At 65.0% G+C, this 15,924-nt stretch carries 16 protein-coding genes; 7 read left to right on the top strand and 9 right to left on the bottom strand.

What is annotated here, in order from left to right; all coding sequences use genetic code 11:
• Window positions 1-46 precede the first annotated feature (46 nt).
• The 3 genes from purF to D779_RS12285 are packed head-to-tail and all read left to right on the top strand — an operon-like array spanning window position 47 to window position 3,871.
• Window positions 47-1,561 (top strand): amidophosphoribosyltransferase, encoded by a 1,515-nt coding sequence (purF, locus tag D779_RS12295; RefSeq protein ID WP_043754448.1) that lies wholly within the window; start codon window positions 47-49, stop codon window positions 1,559-1,561.
• Entirely contained in the window at window positions 1,539-2,786 is a 1,248-nt protein-coding gene (locus D779_RS12290) for an O-succinylhomoserine sulfhydrylase (protein ID WP_408606012.1), read from the top strand. The genes purF and D779_RS12290 overlap by 23 nt, the downstream gene beginning before the upstream one ends.
• A gap of 44 nt (window positions 2,787-2,830) precedes the next feature.
• Window positions 2,831-3,871, top strand: a complete 1,041-nt coding sequence (locus tag D779_RS12285) for a phosphoglycerate mutase (RefSeq protein WP_157726392.1) — start codon at window positions 2,831-2,833, stop codon at window positions 3,869-3,871.
• 17 nt (window positions 3,872-3,888) lie between these two features.
• Here the strand turns inward: D779_RS12285 and ybaK are convergent, their stop codons facing one another.
• Entirely contained in the window at window positions 3,889-4,371 is a 483-nt protein-coding gene (gene ybaK, locus D779_RS12280) for a Cys-tRNA(Pro) deacylase (RefSeq protein WP_043754445.1), read from the bottom strand.
• Between the two features lie 147 nt (window positions 4,372-4,518).
• Between ybaK and mtgA the strand changes: the two genes are divergently transcribed.
• Entirely contained in the window at window positions 4,519-5,214 is a 696-nt protein-coding gene (gene mtgA, locus D779_RS12275) for a monofunctional biosynthetic peptidoglycan transglycosylase (protein ID WP_043754442.1), read from the top strand.
• A gap of 38 nt (window positions 5,215-5,252) precedes the next feature.
• Here mtgA and D779_RS12270 read toward each other — a convergent pair whose 3' ends face one another.
• The 7 genes from D779_RS12270 to D779_RS23215 all read right to left on the bottom strand — a co-directional run bounded on the left by D779_RS12270 (window position 5,253) and on the right by D779_RS23215 (window position 10,497).
• On the bottom strand, window positions 5,253-5,753 hold the full coding sequence (locus tag D779_RS12270; protein ID WP_043754440.1) for a universal stress protein: 501 nt from the start codon (window positions 5,751-5,753) through the stop codon (window positions 5,253-5,255).
• 32 nt (window positions 5,754-5,785) lie between these two features.
• On the bottom strand, window positions 5,786-7,186 hold the full coding sequence (locus D779_RS12265) for a TRAP transporter large permease (RefSeq protein ID WP_043754439.1): 1,401 nt from the start codon (window positions 7,184-7,186) through the stop codon (window positions 5,786-5,788).
• Entirely contained in the window at window positions 7,183-7,728 is a 546-nt protein-coding gene (locus tag D779_RS12260) for a TRAP transporter small permease (RefSeq protein WP_043754437.1), read from the bottom strand. The genes D779_RS12265 and D779_RS12260 overlap by 4 nt, the downstream gene beginning before the upstream one ends.
• A 135-nt stretch (window positions 7,729-7,863) precedes the next feature.
• Window positions 7,864-8,859 carry a TRAP transporter substrate-binding protein gene (locus tag D779_RS12255; protein ID WP_043754435.1) on the bottom strand — a complete coding sequence of 332 codons (996 nt, stop codon included), beginning with the start codon at window positions 8,857-8,859 and terminating at the stop codon, window positions 7,864-7,866.
• Between the two features lie 388 nt (window positions 8,860-9,247).
• Window positions 9,248-9,685 (bottom strand): hypothetical protein, encoded by a 438-nt coding sequence (locus D779_RS12250; RefSeq protein WP_157726391.1) that lies wholly within the window; start codon window positions 9,683-9,685, stop codon window positions 9,248-9,250.
• 13 nt (window positions 9,686-9,698) lie between these two features.
• Window positions 9,699-10,208 carry a tetratricopeptide repeat protein gene (locus tag D779_RS12245; protein WP_043754429.1) on the bottom strand — a complete coding sequence of 170 codons (510 nt, stop codon included), beginning with the start codon at window positions 10,206-10,208 and terminating at the stop codon, window positions 9,699-9,701.
• Between the two features lie 160 nt (window positions 10,209-10,368).
• Window positions 10,369-10,497 carry a response regulator gene (locus tag D779_RS23215; protein WP_081763488.1) on the bottom strand — a complete coding sequence of 43 codons (129 nt, stop codon included), beginning with the start codon at window positions 10,495-10,497 and terminating at the stop codon, window positions 10,369-10,371.
• Between the two features lie 157 nt (window positions 10,498-10,654).
• Between D779_RS23215 and D779_RS22250 the strand changes: the two genes are divergently transcribed.
• Window positions 10,655-11,071: a hypothetical protein gene (locus D779_RS22250; protein WP_043754423.1), complete on the top strand. Its 417-nt coding sequence runs from the start codon at window positions 10,655-10,657 to the stop codon at window positions 11,069-11,071.
• A gap of 473 nt (window positions 11,072-11,544) precedes the next feature.
• On the opposite strand, the gene D779_RS12230 is transcribed toward D779_RS22250, so the two are convergent.
• A complete protein-coding gene (locus D779_RS12230; RefSeq protein WP_052348090.1) occupies window positions 11,545-12,507 on the bottom strand; it encodes a LysR substrate-binding domain-containing protein in 963 nt (320 codons plus the stop codon).
• Window positions 12,508-12,564: 57 nt separating this feature from the next.
• Here D779_RS12230 and D779_RS12225 point away from each other — a divergent pair, with 57 nt between their 5' ends.
• Window positions 12,565-13,158: a Uma2 family endonuclease gene (locus D779_RS12225; RefSeq protein ID WP_043754420.1), complete on the top strand. Its 594-nt coding sequence runs from the start codon at window positions 12,565-12,567 to the stop codon at window positions 13,156-13,158.
• Window positions 13,159-13,242: 84 nt separating this feature from the next.
• Window positions 13,243-15,840, top strand: a complete 2,598-nt coding sequence (gene clpB, locus D779_RS12220; RefSeq protein WP_043754418.1) for an ATP-dependent chaperone ClpB — start codon at window positions 13,243-13,245, stop codon at window positions 15,838-15,840.
• Window positions 15,841-15,924: the final 84 nt, after the last annotated feature.

The following is a 15,924-nucleotide window of genomic DNA, read 5'->3' as shown; positions in this document are numbered from 1 at the left end:
AAAATGTTCGCGTTCGTCTTTCCGGGCGTGCGCTGGCGGGGGCCACATGTGCGGTATCGTCGGAATCGTCGGCAAGACTCCAGTCAATCAATCACTCTATGACGCCCTGCTGGTGCTCCAGCACCGGGGTCAGGATGCAGCGGGCATCATCACCTGCGAGGGCGACAAGCTGCATCTGCGCAAGGACAAGGGTCTGGCCCGCGACGTGTTCCAGACGCGTCACATGCTCCGGCTGCTCGGCAACATCGGCGTCGGGCACGTCCGCTATCCGACCGCCGGGGCATCCAGCTCGGCCGAGTCGCAGCCCTTCTATGTCAACTCGCCCTACGGCATCGTGCTGGCGCACAACGGTAATCTCACCAACGCCGAGGAGCTCAAGCATGACCTGATCGTCGACGATCTGCGTCATCTCAATACCGAATCCGACTCCGAGATCCTGCTCAACATCTTCGCCCACGAACTGCAGATCCAGGGCAAGTTGCGCATCGACGAACAGGATATCTTCCGCGCGGTTGCCGGCGTGCATCGGCGCTGCCGCGGCGGCTACGCGGCGGTCGCCATGATCCCGGGCTTCGGCGTTTTCGGCTTCCGCGATCCCCACGGCATCCGTCCGCTGGTCTACGGCCGGCGCGAGACCGCCGAGGGCACCGAATACATGATCGCCTCGGAGAGCGTGGCCCTGGACAGCAACGGCTTCCAGATCATCGCCGACGTGGCCCCGGGCGAGGCCGTGCTCATCACGGTCGACGGCGAGCTCCATACCCGTCAGTGCGCGGCCAGTCCGGCTCTGTCGCCCTGCATCTTCGAGTTCGTCTATTTCGCCCGTCCAGACTCCATCATCGACAACATCTCGGTGCACAAGGCGCGCTCGCGCATGGGCAAGAAGTTGGCGGCCAAGATCAAGCGCGAATGGTCGAGCCACGACATCGACGTCGTCATCCCCATTCCGGACACCAGCCGCACGGCGGCCCTGCAGCTGGCCAACCATCTCGGTCTCAGCTATGCCGAGGGCTTCATCAAGAATCGCTATATCGGCCGCACCTTCATCATGCCGGGGCAGAAGGTACGCAAGAAGTCGGTGCGCCAGAAGCTCAACGCCATCGATCTGGAGTTCCGCAAGAAGAACGTGCTGCTGGTCGACGATTCAATCGTGCGCGGCACCACCTCGCGGCAGATCATCCAGATGGCCCGCGATGCGGGGGCGAATCGGGTCTATTTCGCCTCGGCGGCGCCGCCGGTGCGTTATCCCAACGTCTATGGCATCGACATGCCGGCCGCCAGCGAGCTCATCGCCTCGGGGCGCACCGAGGAGGAGGTGGGGCGTGAATTGGGCACCGATGGCCTCATATTCCAGGATCTGCCGGATCTCATCGAGGCGGTCCAGAAGAAGGGCAAGAGCCATGTGCAGCGCTTCGACACGGCCGTTTTCGATGGGGTCTATGTGACCGGGGATGTGACGCCGGAGTATCTCCAGGCATTGGAGGCACGGCGTAACGATGCCGCCAAGGAGACGCGGCTTCCGACCAACGAGAGCGCCATTGACCTCCACAACGACTACTGAGACATTCGATTCGGATCCGGCCCGGCCGGATTCCGAGCCCGCGATCGCCGGCTCCGAGGTCGGCTTCGCCACTCGCGCCATCCGCACCGGCCATCTGCGCACCCCTGAGAGCGAGCACGCCGAGCCGATTTTCACCACCTCCAGCTTCGTCTTCTCCAGCGCCGCCGAGGCGGCCGCCCGCTTCGCCGGAGACGTGCCCGGCAACATCTATTCGCGTTTCACCAACCCTACGGTGCGGGCCTTCGAGGAGCGTCTCGCCGCGCTGGAGGGCGGCGAGAGCTGCGTCGCCACCGCCTCGGGCATGTCGGCCATCCTCGCCGTCTGCATGGGGCTGCTGAAGCAGGGCGACCGCATCCTCTCCTCGCGCAGTCTCTTCGGCAGCACCACCATGCTGTTCAACAAGTATCTGGCGCGCTTCGGCATCGAGACCGACTATGTCCCGCTGAGCGACCCGGACGCCTGGGAGGCGGCGGTCGATCCGCGCACCCGTCTCTTCTTCTGCGAGACCCCGTCCAACCCGCTCACCGAGATGGCCGATCTGTCCCGTCTGGCCGAGATCGCCCATCGACACGGCTGTCTGCTCGCGGTCGACAACTGCTTCTGCACCCCGGCGCTGCAGCGTCCGCTGGAGTTGGGGGCGGACCTGGTGGTGCATTCGGCGACCAAATATCTGGACGGACAGGGACGCTGCGTCGGCGGCGCGGTCGTCGGCGACCGCAAGCTGGTGGGCGAGGAGGTCTTCGGGGTACTGCGTACCGCCGGTCCGACCATGAGTCCCTTCAACGCCTGGGTCTTCCTCAAGGGTCTGGAGACGCTCGAACTGCGCATGCTGGCCCATTCCGAGCGCGCGGCCAAGCTGGCCATCTGGCTGCTGGAGCAGCCCGCCGTGGAGCGGGTCTACTATCCCGGGCTCGCCGATCATCCCCAGCATGCCCTGGTCGGGACCCAGCAGCGGACCGGTGGGGGCATCGTCTCCTTCGACGTGCGCGGCGGCAAGCCGGCCGCCTGGAGCCTGATCGACGCCACCCGACTCATCTCCATCACCGCCAACCTGGGCGATGTCAAGACCACCATCACCCATCCAGGGAGCACGACCCATGGGCGTCTCAAGCCCGAGGAACGTGCCGCGGCCGGGATCGGCGACGGCCTGATCCGAGTCGCCGTCGGGCTCGAGAGCGTCGGGGACATCCAGGCCGATCTGGCTCGGGGACTTCCCCGATCCTGAGCGCGCCCTGCGTGGTCTCGGCGGGTCGACACCCCCTTATCGGAATGACAGCCTCAGCCAGTATCCGACTCCTCTGTCCCGGTCTGCTCGGTCCCTTGCCGGTCCTGCCGCAACCGATGCCGTCCGTCGCCGCGATCGAGCGTTTGCTGGGACGCGCCGATCGGAGCGGGGCCGAACCACGCGATCCCTTCGCCCTGCTGTTCGACGCCTTCGGCCTGCATCATGCCGACGAGCGGGATCTGCCGTCCGCTCCGATTTCCCTCCTGGGTGAGGGCGTGGAGGTCGAGCCGGACGCCTATTGGCTGCATGCCGATCCCATCCATTTGCGTCCGGACCGCGATCGCCTGCTGCTCTTCGCCGGCGAAGCCTTCGCGCCGACTCCGCCCGAGGCCGATGCCTTGATCGAGGGTTTCAACGCCCATTTCGCGGACGAGGGGCTCCATCTGATCGCGCCGACACCGGCTCGCTGGTATCTCCGCGTCGAAGGCGAGCCGCCTCCCCCCGAGATCCCGCTTCATCGCCTCCTTGGCCAGCCGCTCGATCCGCTACGCCCCAGGACGCCCGAATCGAGGCGCTGGTCGAGCCTCCTCAACGAGATCCAGATGCTCTTCCATGCCCATCCGGTCAATCAGGCGCGCATGGATCAGGGCCGTCCGAGCATCAGCGGCATCTGGACCTGGGGCGGCGGCCGGCTGCCCGGGCATGTCGAGACCGATCTCGACGCCGTCGTCGGCGATCATCCACTCCTATTCGGCCTGGGGCGTCTGGCTGGGCTGACGACGATGCGGTCGGAGGAGGCGTTGCCAGAGCCTGTAATGGGGCAAGGCGGAACACTGGTGTTCTGGGACAGTCTCTGGAATGCGCTCCGGGCGCATGATCTCGATGCTTGGGCCTCGGGCCTGGAGGCGCTCGAGGCATGGATGCTCCGCATGGAGGTGGAAGTGCGGCGAAGGCATCTTTCCGTCCTCGAGATTCAGACATGCGATGGCCAGCAATGGGCGGTGGGCCGCCGACATCTGCGCCGTTTCTGGCGTAGGGTCGGATTCGGCTCCCGTCTGCAGCTCGGCCGGCCAGACGCGTCCTGAGTCCAACTTCCAGGGCGTCAAGCCGCCATCTCGACCAGCGTGGGCTGCAGCAAACGCAGTGCGTCCTGGGTATCGAGCGAGATGATGTAGCCGCGTTTGCCGCCGTTGATATAGATGCGCGGCAGATCGGCAATGCCGCGCTCGCAGTAGACGGGCATGTCTCGCTTGGTGCCGAAGGGCGAGGTGCCCCCGACCTGATACCCCGAGTGTTTGTCGGCGATCTTGGGATCGCAGGGTGCGATGCGTTTGACACCGATCGCGCGCGCCAGGGACTGGGTCGAGACCTGGCGATCGCCGTGCATCAGCACGATCATCGGATTGCCCTTGTCGTCCTCCATGATGAGCGTCTTGATCACCAGATGCTCGTCCACGCCCATCTCCTCGGCGAACTGTCTCGTGCCTCCACCATCGACATAGGTATAGGGATGCCCCTCGAAGGCGATCTTGGCGGTGCGCAAGGCGCGAACGGCTTGGGTGACGGGTTCTTTGGCGGGTTTCATGCGTTGAGCTTCCAGATTCCAGCGGTCGGCAATCAGCGGGATGGGCGATTGTCTTCCGGCTGGGTGGATCAATCGGCGTTCAGCTGATGGACAGGCGTTCGCCGCTATCATACGCCTGTCGATATCGGCCAACCGAGGAGTGAAGGCATGTTGCGCAAGCTGTTGCGGTGGACTGGATGGCTGGCCGGTGGCTTCCTGGCCCTTTCGCTGGTGTCGGTCGGGGCGTTGCGCTGGCTGGATCCGCCCACCTCGTCCTTCATGTTGCAGCATTGGTTGGCCGGAAAGCTCGGTTTGATCGAAGGTGCCCATGTCCGTCACGAATGGGTCGACTGGTCCCGGATCCCGCCCGAGATGGCCGTGGCGGTCATGGCGGCCGAGGATCAGCGCTTTCCGCAGCACCGCGGATTCGATCTGGTCGAGATCCGTCGCGCGCTGGAGCGTTTCGAGTCGGGCGGCAGACTGCGCGGCGCCAGCACCATCAGCCAGCAGACGGCCAAGAACCTCTTCCTCTGGTCCGGACGCGACTATGTTCGCAAGGGGCTGGAGGTCTGGCTCACCTTCCTCGTCGAGACGCTTTGGTCGAAGCAGCGCATCCTCGAGGTCTATCTCAACATCGCTCAGTTCGGCCCCGATACCTTCGGCGTCGGCGCCGCCAGCTGGCAGTATTTCGACCGGCCGGTGCAGGCCATCGGCACCGGACAGGCATCCCTGCTTGCCGCCGTCTTGCCCAATCCGGTCCGCTATCGGGTCGACCGCCCGAGTGCATGGGTCCTGAAGCGGGCCGACTGGATCCGGCAGCAGATGGCCAATCTGGGCGGGGCGAGCTATCTCGATCGGCTGTGACGGTCCGACGGGGCATCGTCCCCCGTCGGACCGTCGCCTCAATGCACCAGGTTCGGCACGATCAGCACGGGGATGTGGCTGTGCTGGATCACCTTGCGGGCGGTCGACCCGACCGACGCGCGTCCCATGAGCGAGTGGGTGCAGGTACCCATGACGATGAGATCGACGTGCCGGTTCTCGGCGGTGCGGATGATCTCCTCGGACGGCAGCCCGGTCGCGACCTCCAGTGCCTCGACGATCTCCGATTCGTTCTGCTGGTTGGCGCTCATCTCCTCGGCGCAGAACTTGGTCAGACGCTTGTGCATGGTCGCCAGGATCTCCTTCAAGGCGTCGCGCTCGATCGTGTGCACGTCCACGTCCGGCAGATAGGCGCCGATCACGGCGCGTCCCGTATTCCCCAGCGGCTCGACCACGTGCAGCATGGTGATGCGGGCGCCGGTGGCGATGGCCAGGGCGACCGCATTGCGGAAGACCGGCCGGGTATAGCGGCCGATATCCGTGGCGTAGAGGATGTGGGTGTATTTCGGCGGCAAGCTCATCGGTCGTTACCTTATTGATCGAAACCTGGGGGTCAGTTGTAGCCCTGCAGCTTGTCGAGATAGTTCGGCAGGAACAGCGAAATCTCCGGGATATAGGTGATCATCATCAGGAAGCCGAGCAGGAGCAGCATCCAGGGCAGCACCGCCTTGATGACCCAGCCCATGCTCTCTCCGGTGATGCCGGCGGTGACGAACAGATTGAGTCCGACCGGCGGCGTCAGCATCCCGATCTCCATGTTCACGACCATGATGATGCCGAGATGGATGGGATCGATCCCCAGCTGCATGGCGATGGGGAAGAGGATGGGCGCCATGATGAGCAGGATCGCCGAGGGTTCCATGAAGTTGCCGGCGATCAGCAGCAATATGTTGACCACGATGAGGAACATCCAGGGCGAGAGACCCCATTGGACGATGGTCTCGGCGATCTGGTGCGGGATGCGCTCGGTGGTCAGGACGTGCGCGAACAGCATGGCGTTGGCGATGATGAAGAGCAGCATGATGGAGACCTTGGCGGCGTCCATGACCACCTTGCGGACCTCCGGATGGGCGAAGCTCTGGCCGAGTGCGAGCGGAACCTGCCACAGATTCCGGACCATGAGGGAGCCGAAGCCCTCGTTCTGCTTGCGCCAGGGGGTTTCCTTGAGCGGCCCCATGTCGCGGTAGCCGATGACGGCGACCAGGAAGGCGTAGACGGCCGACACGGCAGCCGCCTCGGTCGGGCTGGCCACGCCGCCGTAGATGGAGCCGAGCACGATGACGATCAGCAGGATGCCGCCCGAGGCGCTGACGCCAGAGCCGATGATCTCGCGCAGTCCGGGCCAGGGCTGGGACGGCAGCTTCTTGACCCGGGCGACCACGTAGATGGCCAGCATCAGCAGCAGACCCATCATGAGCCCGGGGACGAATCCGGCCATGAACATGCGCGCCGCCGAGACCTCGGTGGCCGCCGCATAGACCAGCATGACGATCGACGGCGGAATGAGGATGCCCAGGGTGCCCGCGTTGGTGATGACCCCGGCGGCGAATTCCTTGGGATAGCCTGAGCGCACCATGCCGACGATGACGATGGTGCCGATGGCTGCGACGGTGGCCGGCGAGGATCCTGAGACCGCGGCGAACAGCATGCAGGCGAGCACCGAGGCCATCGCCAGTCCGCCCTTGATGTGGCCGACCACGGCGGTGGCGAAGCGAATCAGGCGTTTGGCCACGCCCCCGGTCGAGAGGAAGGCCGAGGAGAGGATGAAGAATGGGATCGCCAGCAGCGTGTAGTGTCCGGACAGGGCTTCGAACAGCTTGAGCGTGATCGAGGCCAGCGAGTCGTTGGAGAACAGCAGGATGGTGACGATGCTGGAGAAGCCGAGCGCGATGGCGATCGGCATGCCGAGCAGCATGCAGCCGAACAGCAGTATAAAGAGTGTCGCCGTGGTCATGCCCGGGCCTCCTCGCGCTTGATTTCCTCGGCCAGATGCAGGCTCTCGTCGGCCTCGTCGGACTTGTTGAATCCGGTCGCCTTGCCGGTGACGACGGACCAGAGCAGCAGCAGCAGGCGGATCGAGAGGAAGACGAGTCCGACCAGCAGGATGCTCCGTGCGATCCAGATCTGGACCGGGATGTCCTCCAGTTCGATGCCGATACGATGCATCTTGCCGAGATAGATCCAGGCGCCGTAGATGAAGAGACCGCAGTAGCCGAGCGACAGCAGGATGGCGAGCACGCTGATGAGCCGCTGTCCGAGTGGCGGGAAGAGTCTGACGAAGGCGTCGACCCCGATGTGGGCGCCGACCTTGAGTCCATAGGAGACGCCGAAGAGGACGAACCAGGCGGACAGATAGAGCGTCGCCTCCTGCCCCCAGGTCAGTCCGGTGTTGAAGACGAAGCGCAGGATCACCTCGAGGAACACCAGCAGCGTCATGGCGACCAGCAGGAGCGAGATGACGGCCTCCTCGGTCTTGTTGAGTAGGCGAAGGAGCATGTCAGAGGTCCGGGTGGGGTGGGCGATGGGTTCCGGCGCCCATGGGCGGTCCGTCGCCGAACCGCTGGGATGGGCTTCGGGGCGGGCGCAAGACGCCCACCCCGATCGCACGATGTCGGAAGACGAGGGTCTGGATCAGGGCTGGTTCGAGGCGTAGGCTGCGTCGATCAGATCCGCGCCGATCTCCTTCTCGAACTGCTTCCACACCGGCTTCATGGCCTTCACCCACTGAGCGCGCTCCTCGGGGGTCAGCTCGATGATCTCGGTGCGATTGGAATCGATGATCGCCTGGCGGTCCTGGTTCGCCTTGTCGCGCGCGATCTGGTTGCCGTAGGCGATGGACTCGTCGAGGGCGGCCTTGAGCGGTTCGCGCAGGTCGTCGGGCAGATCCATCCAGAACTCGGCCGAGGTCACCACCATGTAGTCGAGCAAGCCGTGGTTGGACTCGGTGATGTAGGGCTGCACCTCGTAGAACTTCTTGGTGTAGGTGTTCGACCAGGGGCTCTCCTGACCGTCGATCGCCTTGGTCTGGAGCAGGGTGAAGACCTCGGAGAAGGGCTTCTTCAGCGGAATGGCGTCGATCGCCTCGAACTGTGCCTCGAGCACATCGGAGGACATGATGCGGAACTTCATTCCGGCGGCGTCCTCGGGCACGTGCAGCGGCTTGTTGCTGCTGAACTGCTTGAGCCCGCTGTGGAGGTAGCCGAGGCCGATCAGCCCCTTCTTCTCCATCGAGGAGAGCAGCTTCTGCCCGGCCTCGCTTTGCTGGAAGCGGTCGACCGCGTCCAGGTTCTCGAACAGGAAGGGCAGGTCGAAGAGCGCGAGCTTGTCGGTGTAACGACCGAACTTGGAGAGCGCGGGCGCGGCCAGCTGGACGTCGCCGAGCTGCATGGCCTCGAGCACGTTGTCGTCGCCGAAGAGCTGCGAGTTCGGATAGACCTCGACGACGACCCGATCGCCCATGCGCTCCGCGACCAGCTCCTTGAACTTGTTCGCCATCTTGCCCTTGGGCGTGTTCTCGGCGACGACGTGCGAGAACTTGATGACGATGGGTTCGTCGGCGGCGTTGGCCAGACCGACCATGAGCGTGGAGGCCGCGGCGAGCGCGAATGCGGCTAGGGTGCGTTTCATGCTGTTGTCCTCACGTGGATGTGTGGTGATTCGCCGATCCGGGTGGATCCCGCATCTGTGAGCAAGGGGCGGGCCAGGAAGGGCGAAGACGGGCAGATTCCTGATGATTCGGGGGGTGGCCGCGATGCAAGGCGATGTGGCTGCGTTCGCGATGGGTGAGAATCCGCCCATTTTGCCGTAACCGAGGGCGGGAATCCGCCGGTGTGGTACCGGTTCGGATGAGTGGCGAATCCATCCGTCGATAGCCCCTTGTCACGCCTTGATGGAACGCAGCCGGAGTGCGTTCGTGATCACAGACACAGACCTGAAGTTTTCATGGGAAAGTGGGCTCCCTCGCACTGCAGCCGCATGTGCACCGGCAGCTTGCGAGAGTTCTGCCAGCGCCGGCTCAGGCGGCTAGCGGCGCGGCATCCAGACCGACATCCACCGCCTGGGTGAGCGCATCGTGGGCTAGGGAGCTAAGGTCGACCAGGCTCGTCTCGTCATCCAGGTGTCGGCGGAGCGTCTTTTTGAGGTAGGCGTCCCAGCCATTGTCCCAACGGGTCGGCTCACTGCACCAGGCGGAGAGTGCGGGAATGGCCGAATCGTCCGCCTGTCCACGAGCGATCTGCACCAGCCGGGTGAGGTGCTGACTCTCCGGGAAGCGCTCGAGCAGATCGCGCCAGTGGCCGGTGCCGACATCCTGCGGGCTGAGGGCGAGGCGGACCGGCAGAGAACCGGCGAAGCGCTCGGCGCGCCCGATCATCTCAACCCGATGTTCAGGGACCGCCAGCCCCTTCACCACCTGGGCATAGGCGTCCGCAGGGTCGGCGAGTGCGGTATCCACCAAACTCAGGGCCTCAGGCCGGCGCTCCGGTCCGAGCAAGGGTGTAGAGGGTAACGGCATCCTCTGCGCGGTCGAGGAAGTCGCGCAGCAGGCTCAATGCTTCGTCGGCGCAGCCCCGCAGCCACAGCACCCGCGCCAGCTCGACGAAGGTGGGCGCACTGTCAGGATCAAGGGCTGCGGCCTTGCGTAGCAGGGCCTCGGCCTCGCCGAGCGCACCGCGGCCGATCCCGGCGAGGGCGAGGGCGTTGTAGAGCACGGCGTTGGAAGGGATGCGGCGCACCGCCTCCCACAGCACCGCCTCGGCCAGGTCCGGACGGCCCAGACGGTCGAGGGCGGTGGCGCGAATGCTCCAGGCATGGCCATCGGACGGGGACCAGAGCAGGGCGCGGCGGGTCAGGGCAAGTGCGTGGCCAGGGGCATGCTCCATCACGATTCCGGCGATGTTGGTGCAGCTCGTGACCAGGTAATAGCTCTCGCCGGTTGCATCGGCATAGCGCTCCACCTGATCGAGCAACGCCGCCATCCGGTCGTCTATCTTTAATATTCCTATGGCTGAGGACACTTCTATACAAGGCTTCGCCAGGAAATCAATCGGTTCGGCGGGGCTTTTCGTTCGGGCAGGCATCGACCGGAGCGATCGAGGGGACGGAGTCCGCTCCCATGCTGGCATGAGACGCCGGGGCTCAATGACTGGAAAGCCATTCGAGAAGCGCCCCGAACAGCGTCTCGGGATCCACGGGCTTGGCGATGAAATCGTTCATTCCCGCGACCTGGCATGCTTCGCGGTCTTCGGCGAAGTCATTGGCGGTCATGGCGAGGATGGGTCCCTCGAACAGGAGTCTGTGGGTGACCTCCTGATTGATGGGCTCGTCCTCGACGAGGAGGATGCGGGCGCCGCGGAAGGGCTCGGATAGGGCCAGAGCGGCCTCGCACTCCTGATCGGACCTGGATGGGGATGCCTCCCCAGGCTTGCTGGCGACGTCGAGCTCTCCGTTCGTGGCTCATGTTGGCCAGGAACCGCGGCTTGGCCTGGCTGACGCGCTCCGCCGTCTCCTTTGCCTCGGCCAATTCCGCTTCGGCGCGTCGCCGCATGACGATGCGCCAGAGGTCGTCGGCCGAGATCTGCAGGTCCGATTCGTGACCGGTGTGCTCGTCCGCGCTCATGTCCTGGTGCCTTTCGAAGGGCATGACAGCCAGATCGCCCGCATCGCCAGTGCGACCTCGAGACTAGCCCGGATCTTCATCGAGACGGAACCGCTCGATCCGGTATCTCGGGTCCGGTTCCGTCTCGATGAGGTGAAGCGCGGCCTACGAGATGCGCTTTCGATCTTTGCGCCGCTCTCGGTCGACTTCCCAATTGCACTGGTCGATCAGTCTCTCCAGTGAGCGGGCGATCGGAAACTCCCGTTTCGGCTCGAATCTCCTGCCCTCGTTCCAGCATTGCGCTGCATCGTCTGCAGTGATCTGAAATCCTTGTCTGCACAGCTCCCAGATGGCTTGTAACTGTATGGTGCTCATGGTGGGTCATCCCCCTGATCGGCTTCGAGTGGAAGGCTGCAGCGGTCGACCGACGGCTACGAGATCCGCTCACGACTCGATGCGAGGCATCGGACGGCTGTTACCAATTAGCAACAGTAAACAATGTGAGACGTGCCGTCCGATCCCAAGTCAAGACTAGACGATCTTCGGCTATCTGTCAGATTGACGTGAGCCGATGAATCATTTCAGGTACAGGTAGAACTACCTGTCGATGACATAGGATCTAAGGGCGGGCGCCGGCCTTCACCAGCATTGCCGTGGAGGAGGCGTTCGGTTCTGTGATCCCGTCGACGTCTTGGGCCCGTGACGGGACGAACGGCTCAGCCGCCGACCCGGGTCACGGTGTTCGGCAGCCGTTCCCGCACCACGGCGGCGAATGCCTCCAGTGCCTGACGGCGTGGGAAGCTGCGTCGATAGACCAGGGAGATGCGACGGAAGGCATCGGATAGATGCAGCTGGCGGGCGATGATGCCGGTGTCGGTCATCCAGCCTCCGCGGATCGCCAATGCGGGCACCAGGGTGCATCCGAATCCCGCGCCGACCAGCTGCAGGAGCGTCTCCAGACTGGCCGCGCGCAGGTCGGCCATCTCGCCGTGTACGGGACGCTCGGCCAGGCGGCAGACGTCCATGACCTGATGGGTCAGGCAGTGTCCGTCGGCCAGGAGCAGCAGCTCCACGTCCTCCAGATCCTGGGCGCTGATCTCGTCCTTGTCGTTGAGCGGATGGCCGGCCGGGTGGGCGAGCCAGAAGGGCTCGTCGAACAGTGGCATGGCCTCGAAATCGGACTCGTCGACCGGGGTCGCCAGAAGCGCGGCGTCGATCTCGTGACGGGCGAGCCGCCCGAGCAGCATGTCCGTGATCTCCTCGGACAGGACCAGCTTGAGCTTGGGGTAGGTGTGCTTGAGTGGCACCAGAACCAAAGGCATCAGATAGGGACTAAGGGTCGGGATGGCACCGATGCGCAGCGGTCCGGCCATGGGGTCCTGGTGGGCGCGCGCGACCTGCTCGATGGCTTCGGCCTGTTCCAGCGCGAGCCGGGCATGGGACAGGATGGACTGTCCGACGGGGGTGATCTCGACCGAGCGGTTGGTGCGCTCGAAGATGACCACGTCAAGCTCGTCCTCCAGCTTCTTGATCTGACCGCTCAGGGTCGGCTGGCTGACGAAGCAACGCTCCGCGGCGCGCCCGAAGTGGCGCGTCTCGGCGACGGCGAGGATATATTTGAGGTCGCGTAGATTCACCTGCGCATGATACCGGAAATCGTCATCCGCGCGCGCATCCATGCGCGCTCCGATCCACTATCATCGGCCGAAGACCGTTCGACCTCAGGAGACCGGATCATGGCACTGGCCCAGCGTGACACCGACTACCATACCTATGCCGACTATCTGACCTGGCCCGATGATGTGCGCTACGAGCTCATCGACGGCGTGGCCTGGATGATGGCCCCGGCACCGTCACTGGATCATCAGGACGTGGCTGGCGAGATCTATTTCCAGCTTCGCCAGGCACTTCAAGATCGGCCTTGCCGGCCCTTCATCGCCCCGGTCGACGTGCGGCTGCCCAATGGCGACGAGGAGGACGGCCGCATCGACACGGTGGTACAGCCCGACGTACTGGTGGTCTGCGATCCCTCGAAGCTCGATCGGCGCGGGGTGCGCGGGGCTCCGGATCTGGTGGTCGAGGTGCTCTCGCCCGGAACGGCCAGCCATGATCACGTGCGCAAACGTCAGGTCTACGAGCGCGCCGGGGTGCGCGAATACTGGCTCGTGCATCCGGTCGACCGCATGGTCACCATCTATCGGCTGGAGGATGGGCAGTTCGGCAAGCCGGAGGTCGGCGAGCTGGCCGGCGAGACGCCCGTCGGCATCCTGCCGGGCGTGGTCGTCGCCTGGGACGCGCTCGGCGAACGCCTCTTCCCGCCCGAATTCTGAGTCCCACCGGGCCGGCTTGATTCATTAGGTATCTCTCCCCAATTTCCCAGGTAATTAGACAGGAAATACGAAGGAGTCATCGCCGTGAGAACGGACAAACTGACAGCGAAATTCCAGATGGCGCTGGGCGACGCCCAGAGTCTGGCGCTCGGGCGCGATCACCAGTTCATCGAGCCTCTGCACCTCATGGTCGCCCTGCTCGATCAGGAGGGCGGGACCATCCGCCATCTGCTGAGCCGGGCCGACGTCAACGCCAACCAGCTGCGCTCGAGCCTCGGCGAGGCGCTCGATCGTCTGCCGACGGTCCAGGGCGTCGGCGGGGACGTGCATCTGAGCAACGACCTGAACCGGCTGCTCAACCTGACCGACAAGCTCGCCCAGCAGCGCAACGACCAGTACGTCTCCTCCGAGCTCTTCGTGCTCGCGGCCCTGGAGGACAAGGGGCCGCTCGGCAACGCACTGCGCGAGGCGGGGGCCAGCAAGAGCGCCGTCGAGCAGGCGATCCAGTCGGTGCGCGGCGGACAGAAGGTCGACGACCCCAACGCCGAGGAGCAGCGCCAGGCGCTGGAGAAGTACACCATCGATCTGACCGAGCGCGCCGAGCAGGGCAAGCTGGACCCGGTGATCGGACGCGACGACGAGATCCGCCGCACCGTGCAGGTGCTCCAGCGCCGCACCAAGAACAACCCCGTCCTCATCGGCGAGCCCGGCGTGGGCAAGACCGCCATCGTCGAGGGGCTGGCGCAGCGCATCGTCAACGGCGAGGTGCCCGAGGGGCTCAAGACCAAGCGTCTGCTCTCGCTCGACATGGCTGCACTCATCGCCGGGGCCAAGTTCCGCGGCGAGTTCGAGGAGCGCCTCAAGGCGGTGCTGAACGACGTCGCCCGTCAGGAGGGCAACGTCATCCTCTTCATCGACGAGCTGCACACCATGGTCGGGGCCGGCAAGGCCGAGGGCGCCATGGATGCTGGAAACATGCTCAAGCCGGCCCTGGCGCGCGGCGAGCTGCACTGCGTCGGCGCCACCACGCTCGACGAGTACCGCAAGTACGTCGAGAAGGACGCCGCCCTGGAGCGCCGCTTCCAGAAGGTGCTGGTCGACGAGCCCAACGTCGAGGACACCATCGCCATCCTGCGCGGACTCAAGGAGCGCTACGAGGTCCATCACGCGGTCGAGATCACCGACCCGGCGATCGTCGCCGCGGCCGTGCTCTCGCACCGCTACATCGCCGACCGCCAGCTCCCGGACAAGGCCATCGACCTGATCGACGAGGCCGCCTCGCAGATCCGCATGGAGATCGACTCCATGCCCGAGGAGATGGACCGGCTCGACCGGCGCCTGATCCAGCTCAAGATCGAGCGCGAGGCGCTCAAGAAGGAGTCGGACGAGGCGTCCAGGAAGCGGCTCTCGGACCTGGAGGGACAGATCGAGCGTCTGGAGCGCGAGTTCGCCGATCTCGACGAGATCTGGAAGTCGGAGAAGGCGGCGGTGCAGGGGACGGCCCATATCAAGGAGGCGCTCGACCGCGCCCGGGTCGAGATGGAGACCGCGCGCCGGGCCGGCGACCTGACCCGCATGTCCGAGCTGGCCTACGGCCGGATTCCGGAACTTGAGAAGCAGCTGGCCTCGGCGACGGTCGCCGAGAAGGGCGAGAACCGGCTGCTGCGCAACAAGGTCACGGACGAGGAGATCGCCGAGATCGTCTCCAAATGGACCGGGATCCCGGTCTCGCGCATGCTCGAGGGCGAGCGCGAGAAGCTCTTGCGCATGGAGCAGGAGATCGAGCGCCGCGTGGTCGGCCAGAACGAGGCGGTGCGTGCGGTCAGCGACGCCATCCGCCGCTCGCGCGCCGGGCTCTCGGATCCGGCGCGTCCCATCGGCTCCTTCCTCTTCCTGGGGCCGACCGGCGTCGGCAAGACCGAGCTGTGCAAGTCGCTCGCGACCTTCCTCTTCGACACCGAGGAGGCCATGGTGCGCATCGACATGTCCGAGTTCATGGAGAAGCACTCGGTCGCGCGGCTCATCGGCGCGCCGCCCGGCTACGTCGGCTACGAGGAGGGCGGCTATCTGACCGAGGCCATCCGCCGCCGGCCCTACAGCCTCATCCTGCTCGACGAGGTCGAGAAGGCCCATCCGGACGTCTTCAATGTGCTGCTTCAGGTGCTCGACGATGGGCGTCTGACCGACGGCCAGGGACGCACGGTGGACTTCCGCAACGCGGTCATCGTCATGACCTCGAACCTGGGCTCGGATATCATCCAGCAGCGCGCGGGCGAGGAGAACTATGGCGAGATGAAGGAGGCGGTGATGGAGGTGGTCCGCCACGCCTTCCGTCCCGAGTTCGTCAATCGGCTCGACGAGATCGTGGTCTTCCATCCGCTGCAGAAGGACCAGATCCGCGCCATCGCGCGCATCCAGATCGACTATCTGCAGAAACGCCTGGCCGATCGCGACATGAAGCTGGCCGTGAACGACGCCGCGCTCGATCATCTCGGCGAGGCCGGATTCGACCCGGTCTATGGTGCCCGTCCGCTCAAGCGCGCCATCCGCGCCCAGCTGGAGAATCCGCTGGCCCAGGAGATCCTGTCCGGCAAGTTCGGTCCGGGCGATCTGATCGAGGTCGGCTTCGAGAAGGATCAGCTAGTCTTCGAGCGGGTGCTGCAGGGCGAGCTGGTGGATTGATCTATAGCTTCCAGCTTCCAGCCGTCAGCGACCAGCTGGTACCAACAGACCGCTGGCCGCTGGCAGCTTTCTTACATGAGGCTT

Source organism: Imhoffiella purpurea, from assembly GCF_000585215.1.
Lineage (GTDB): Bacteria > Pseudomonadota > Gammaproteobacteria > Chromatiales > Chromatiaceae > Imhoffiella > Imhoffiella purpurea.
The sequence above is the reverse complement of the archived record's forward strand: the minus strand, read 5'-3'. Positions and strand labels throughout refer to the sequence as shown.

Coding starts and splice junctions, on each gene's coding strand:
- purF (WP_043754448.1), top strand. CDS start 47: ATGTGCGGTATCGTCGGAATCGTCGGCAAGACTCCAGTCAATCAATCA.
- D779_RS12285 (WP_157726392.1), top strand. CDS start 2,831: ATGACAGCCTCAGCCAGTATCCGACTCCTCTGTCCCGGTCTGCTCGGT.
- ybaK (WP_043754445.1), bottom strand. CDS start 4,371: ATGAAACCCGCCAAAGAACCCGTCACCCAAGCCGTTCGCGCCTTGCGC.
- mtgA (WP_043754442.1), top strand. CDS start 4,519: ATGTTGCGCAAGCTGTTGCGGTGGACTGGATGGCTGGCCGGTGGCTTC.
- D779_RS12270 (WP_043754440.1), bottom strand. CDS start 5,753: ATGAGCTTGCCGCCGAAATACACCCACATCCTCTACGCCACGGATATC.
- D779_RS12265 (WP_043754439.1), bottom strand. CDS start 7,186: ATGACCACGGCGACACTCTTTATACTGCTGTTCGGCTGCATGCTGCTC.
- D779_RS12260 (WP_043754437.1), bottom strand. CDS start 7,728: ATGCTCCTTCGCCTACTCAACAAGACCGAGGAGGCCGTCATCTCGCTC.
- D779_RS12255 (WP_043754435.1), bottom strand. CDS start 8,859: ATGAAACGCACCCTAGCCGCATTCGCGCTCGCCGCGGCCTCCACGCTC.
- D779_RS12245 (WP_043754429.1), bottom strand. CDS start 10,208: ATGGCGGCGTTGCTCGATCAGGTGGAGCGCTATGCCGATGCAACCGGC.
- D779_RS23215 (WP_081763488.1), bottom strand. CDS start 10,497: ATGACCGCCAATGACTTCGCCGAAGACCGCGAAGCATGCCAGGTCGCG.
- D779_RS12230 (WP_052348090.1), bottom strand. CDS start 12,507: ATGGATGCGCGCGCGGATGACGATTTCCGGTATCATGCGCAGGTGAAT.
- D779_RS12225 (WP_043754420.1), top strand. CDS start 12,565: ATGGCACTGGCCCAGCGTGACACCGACTACCATACCTATGCCGACTAT.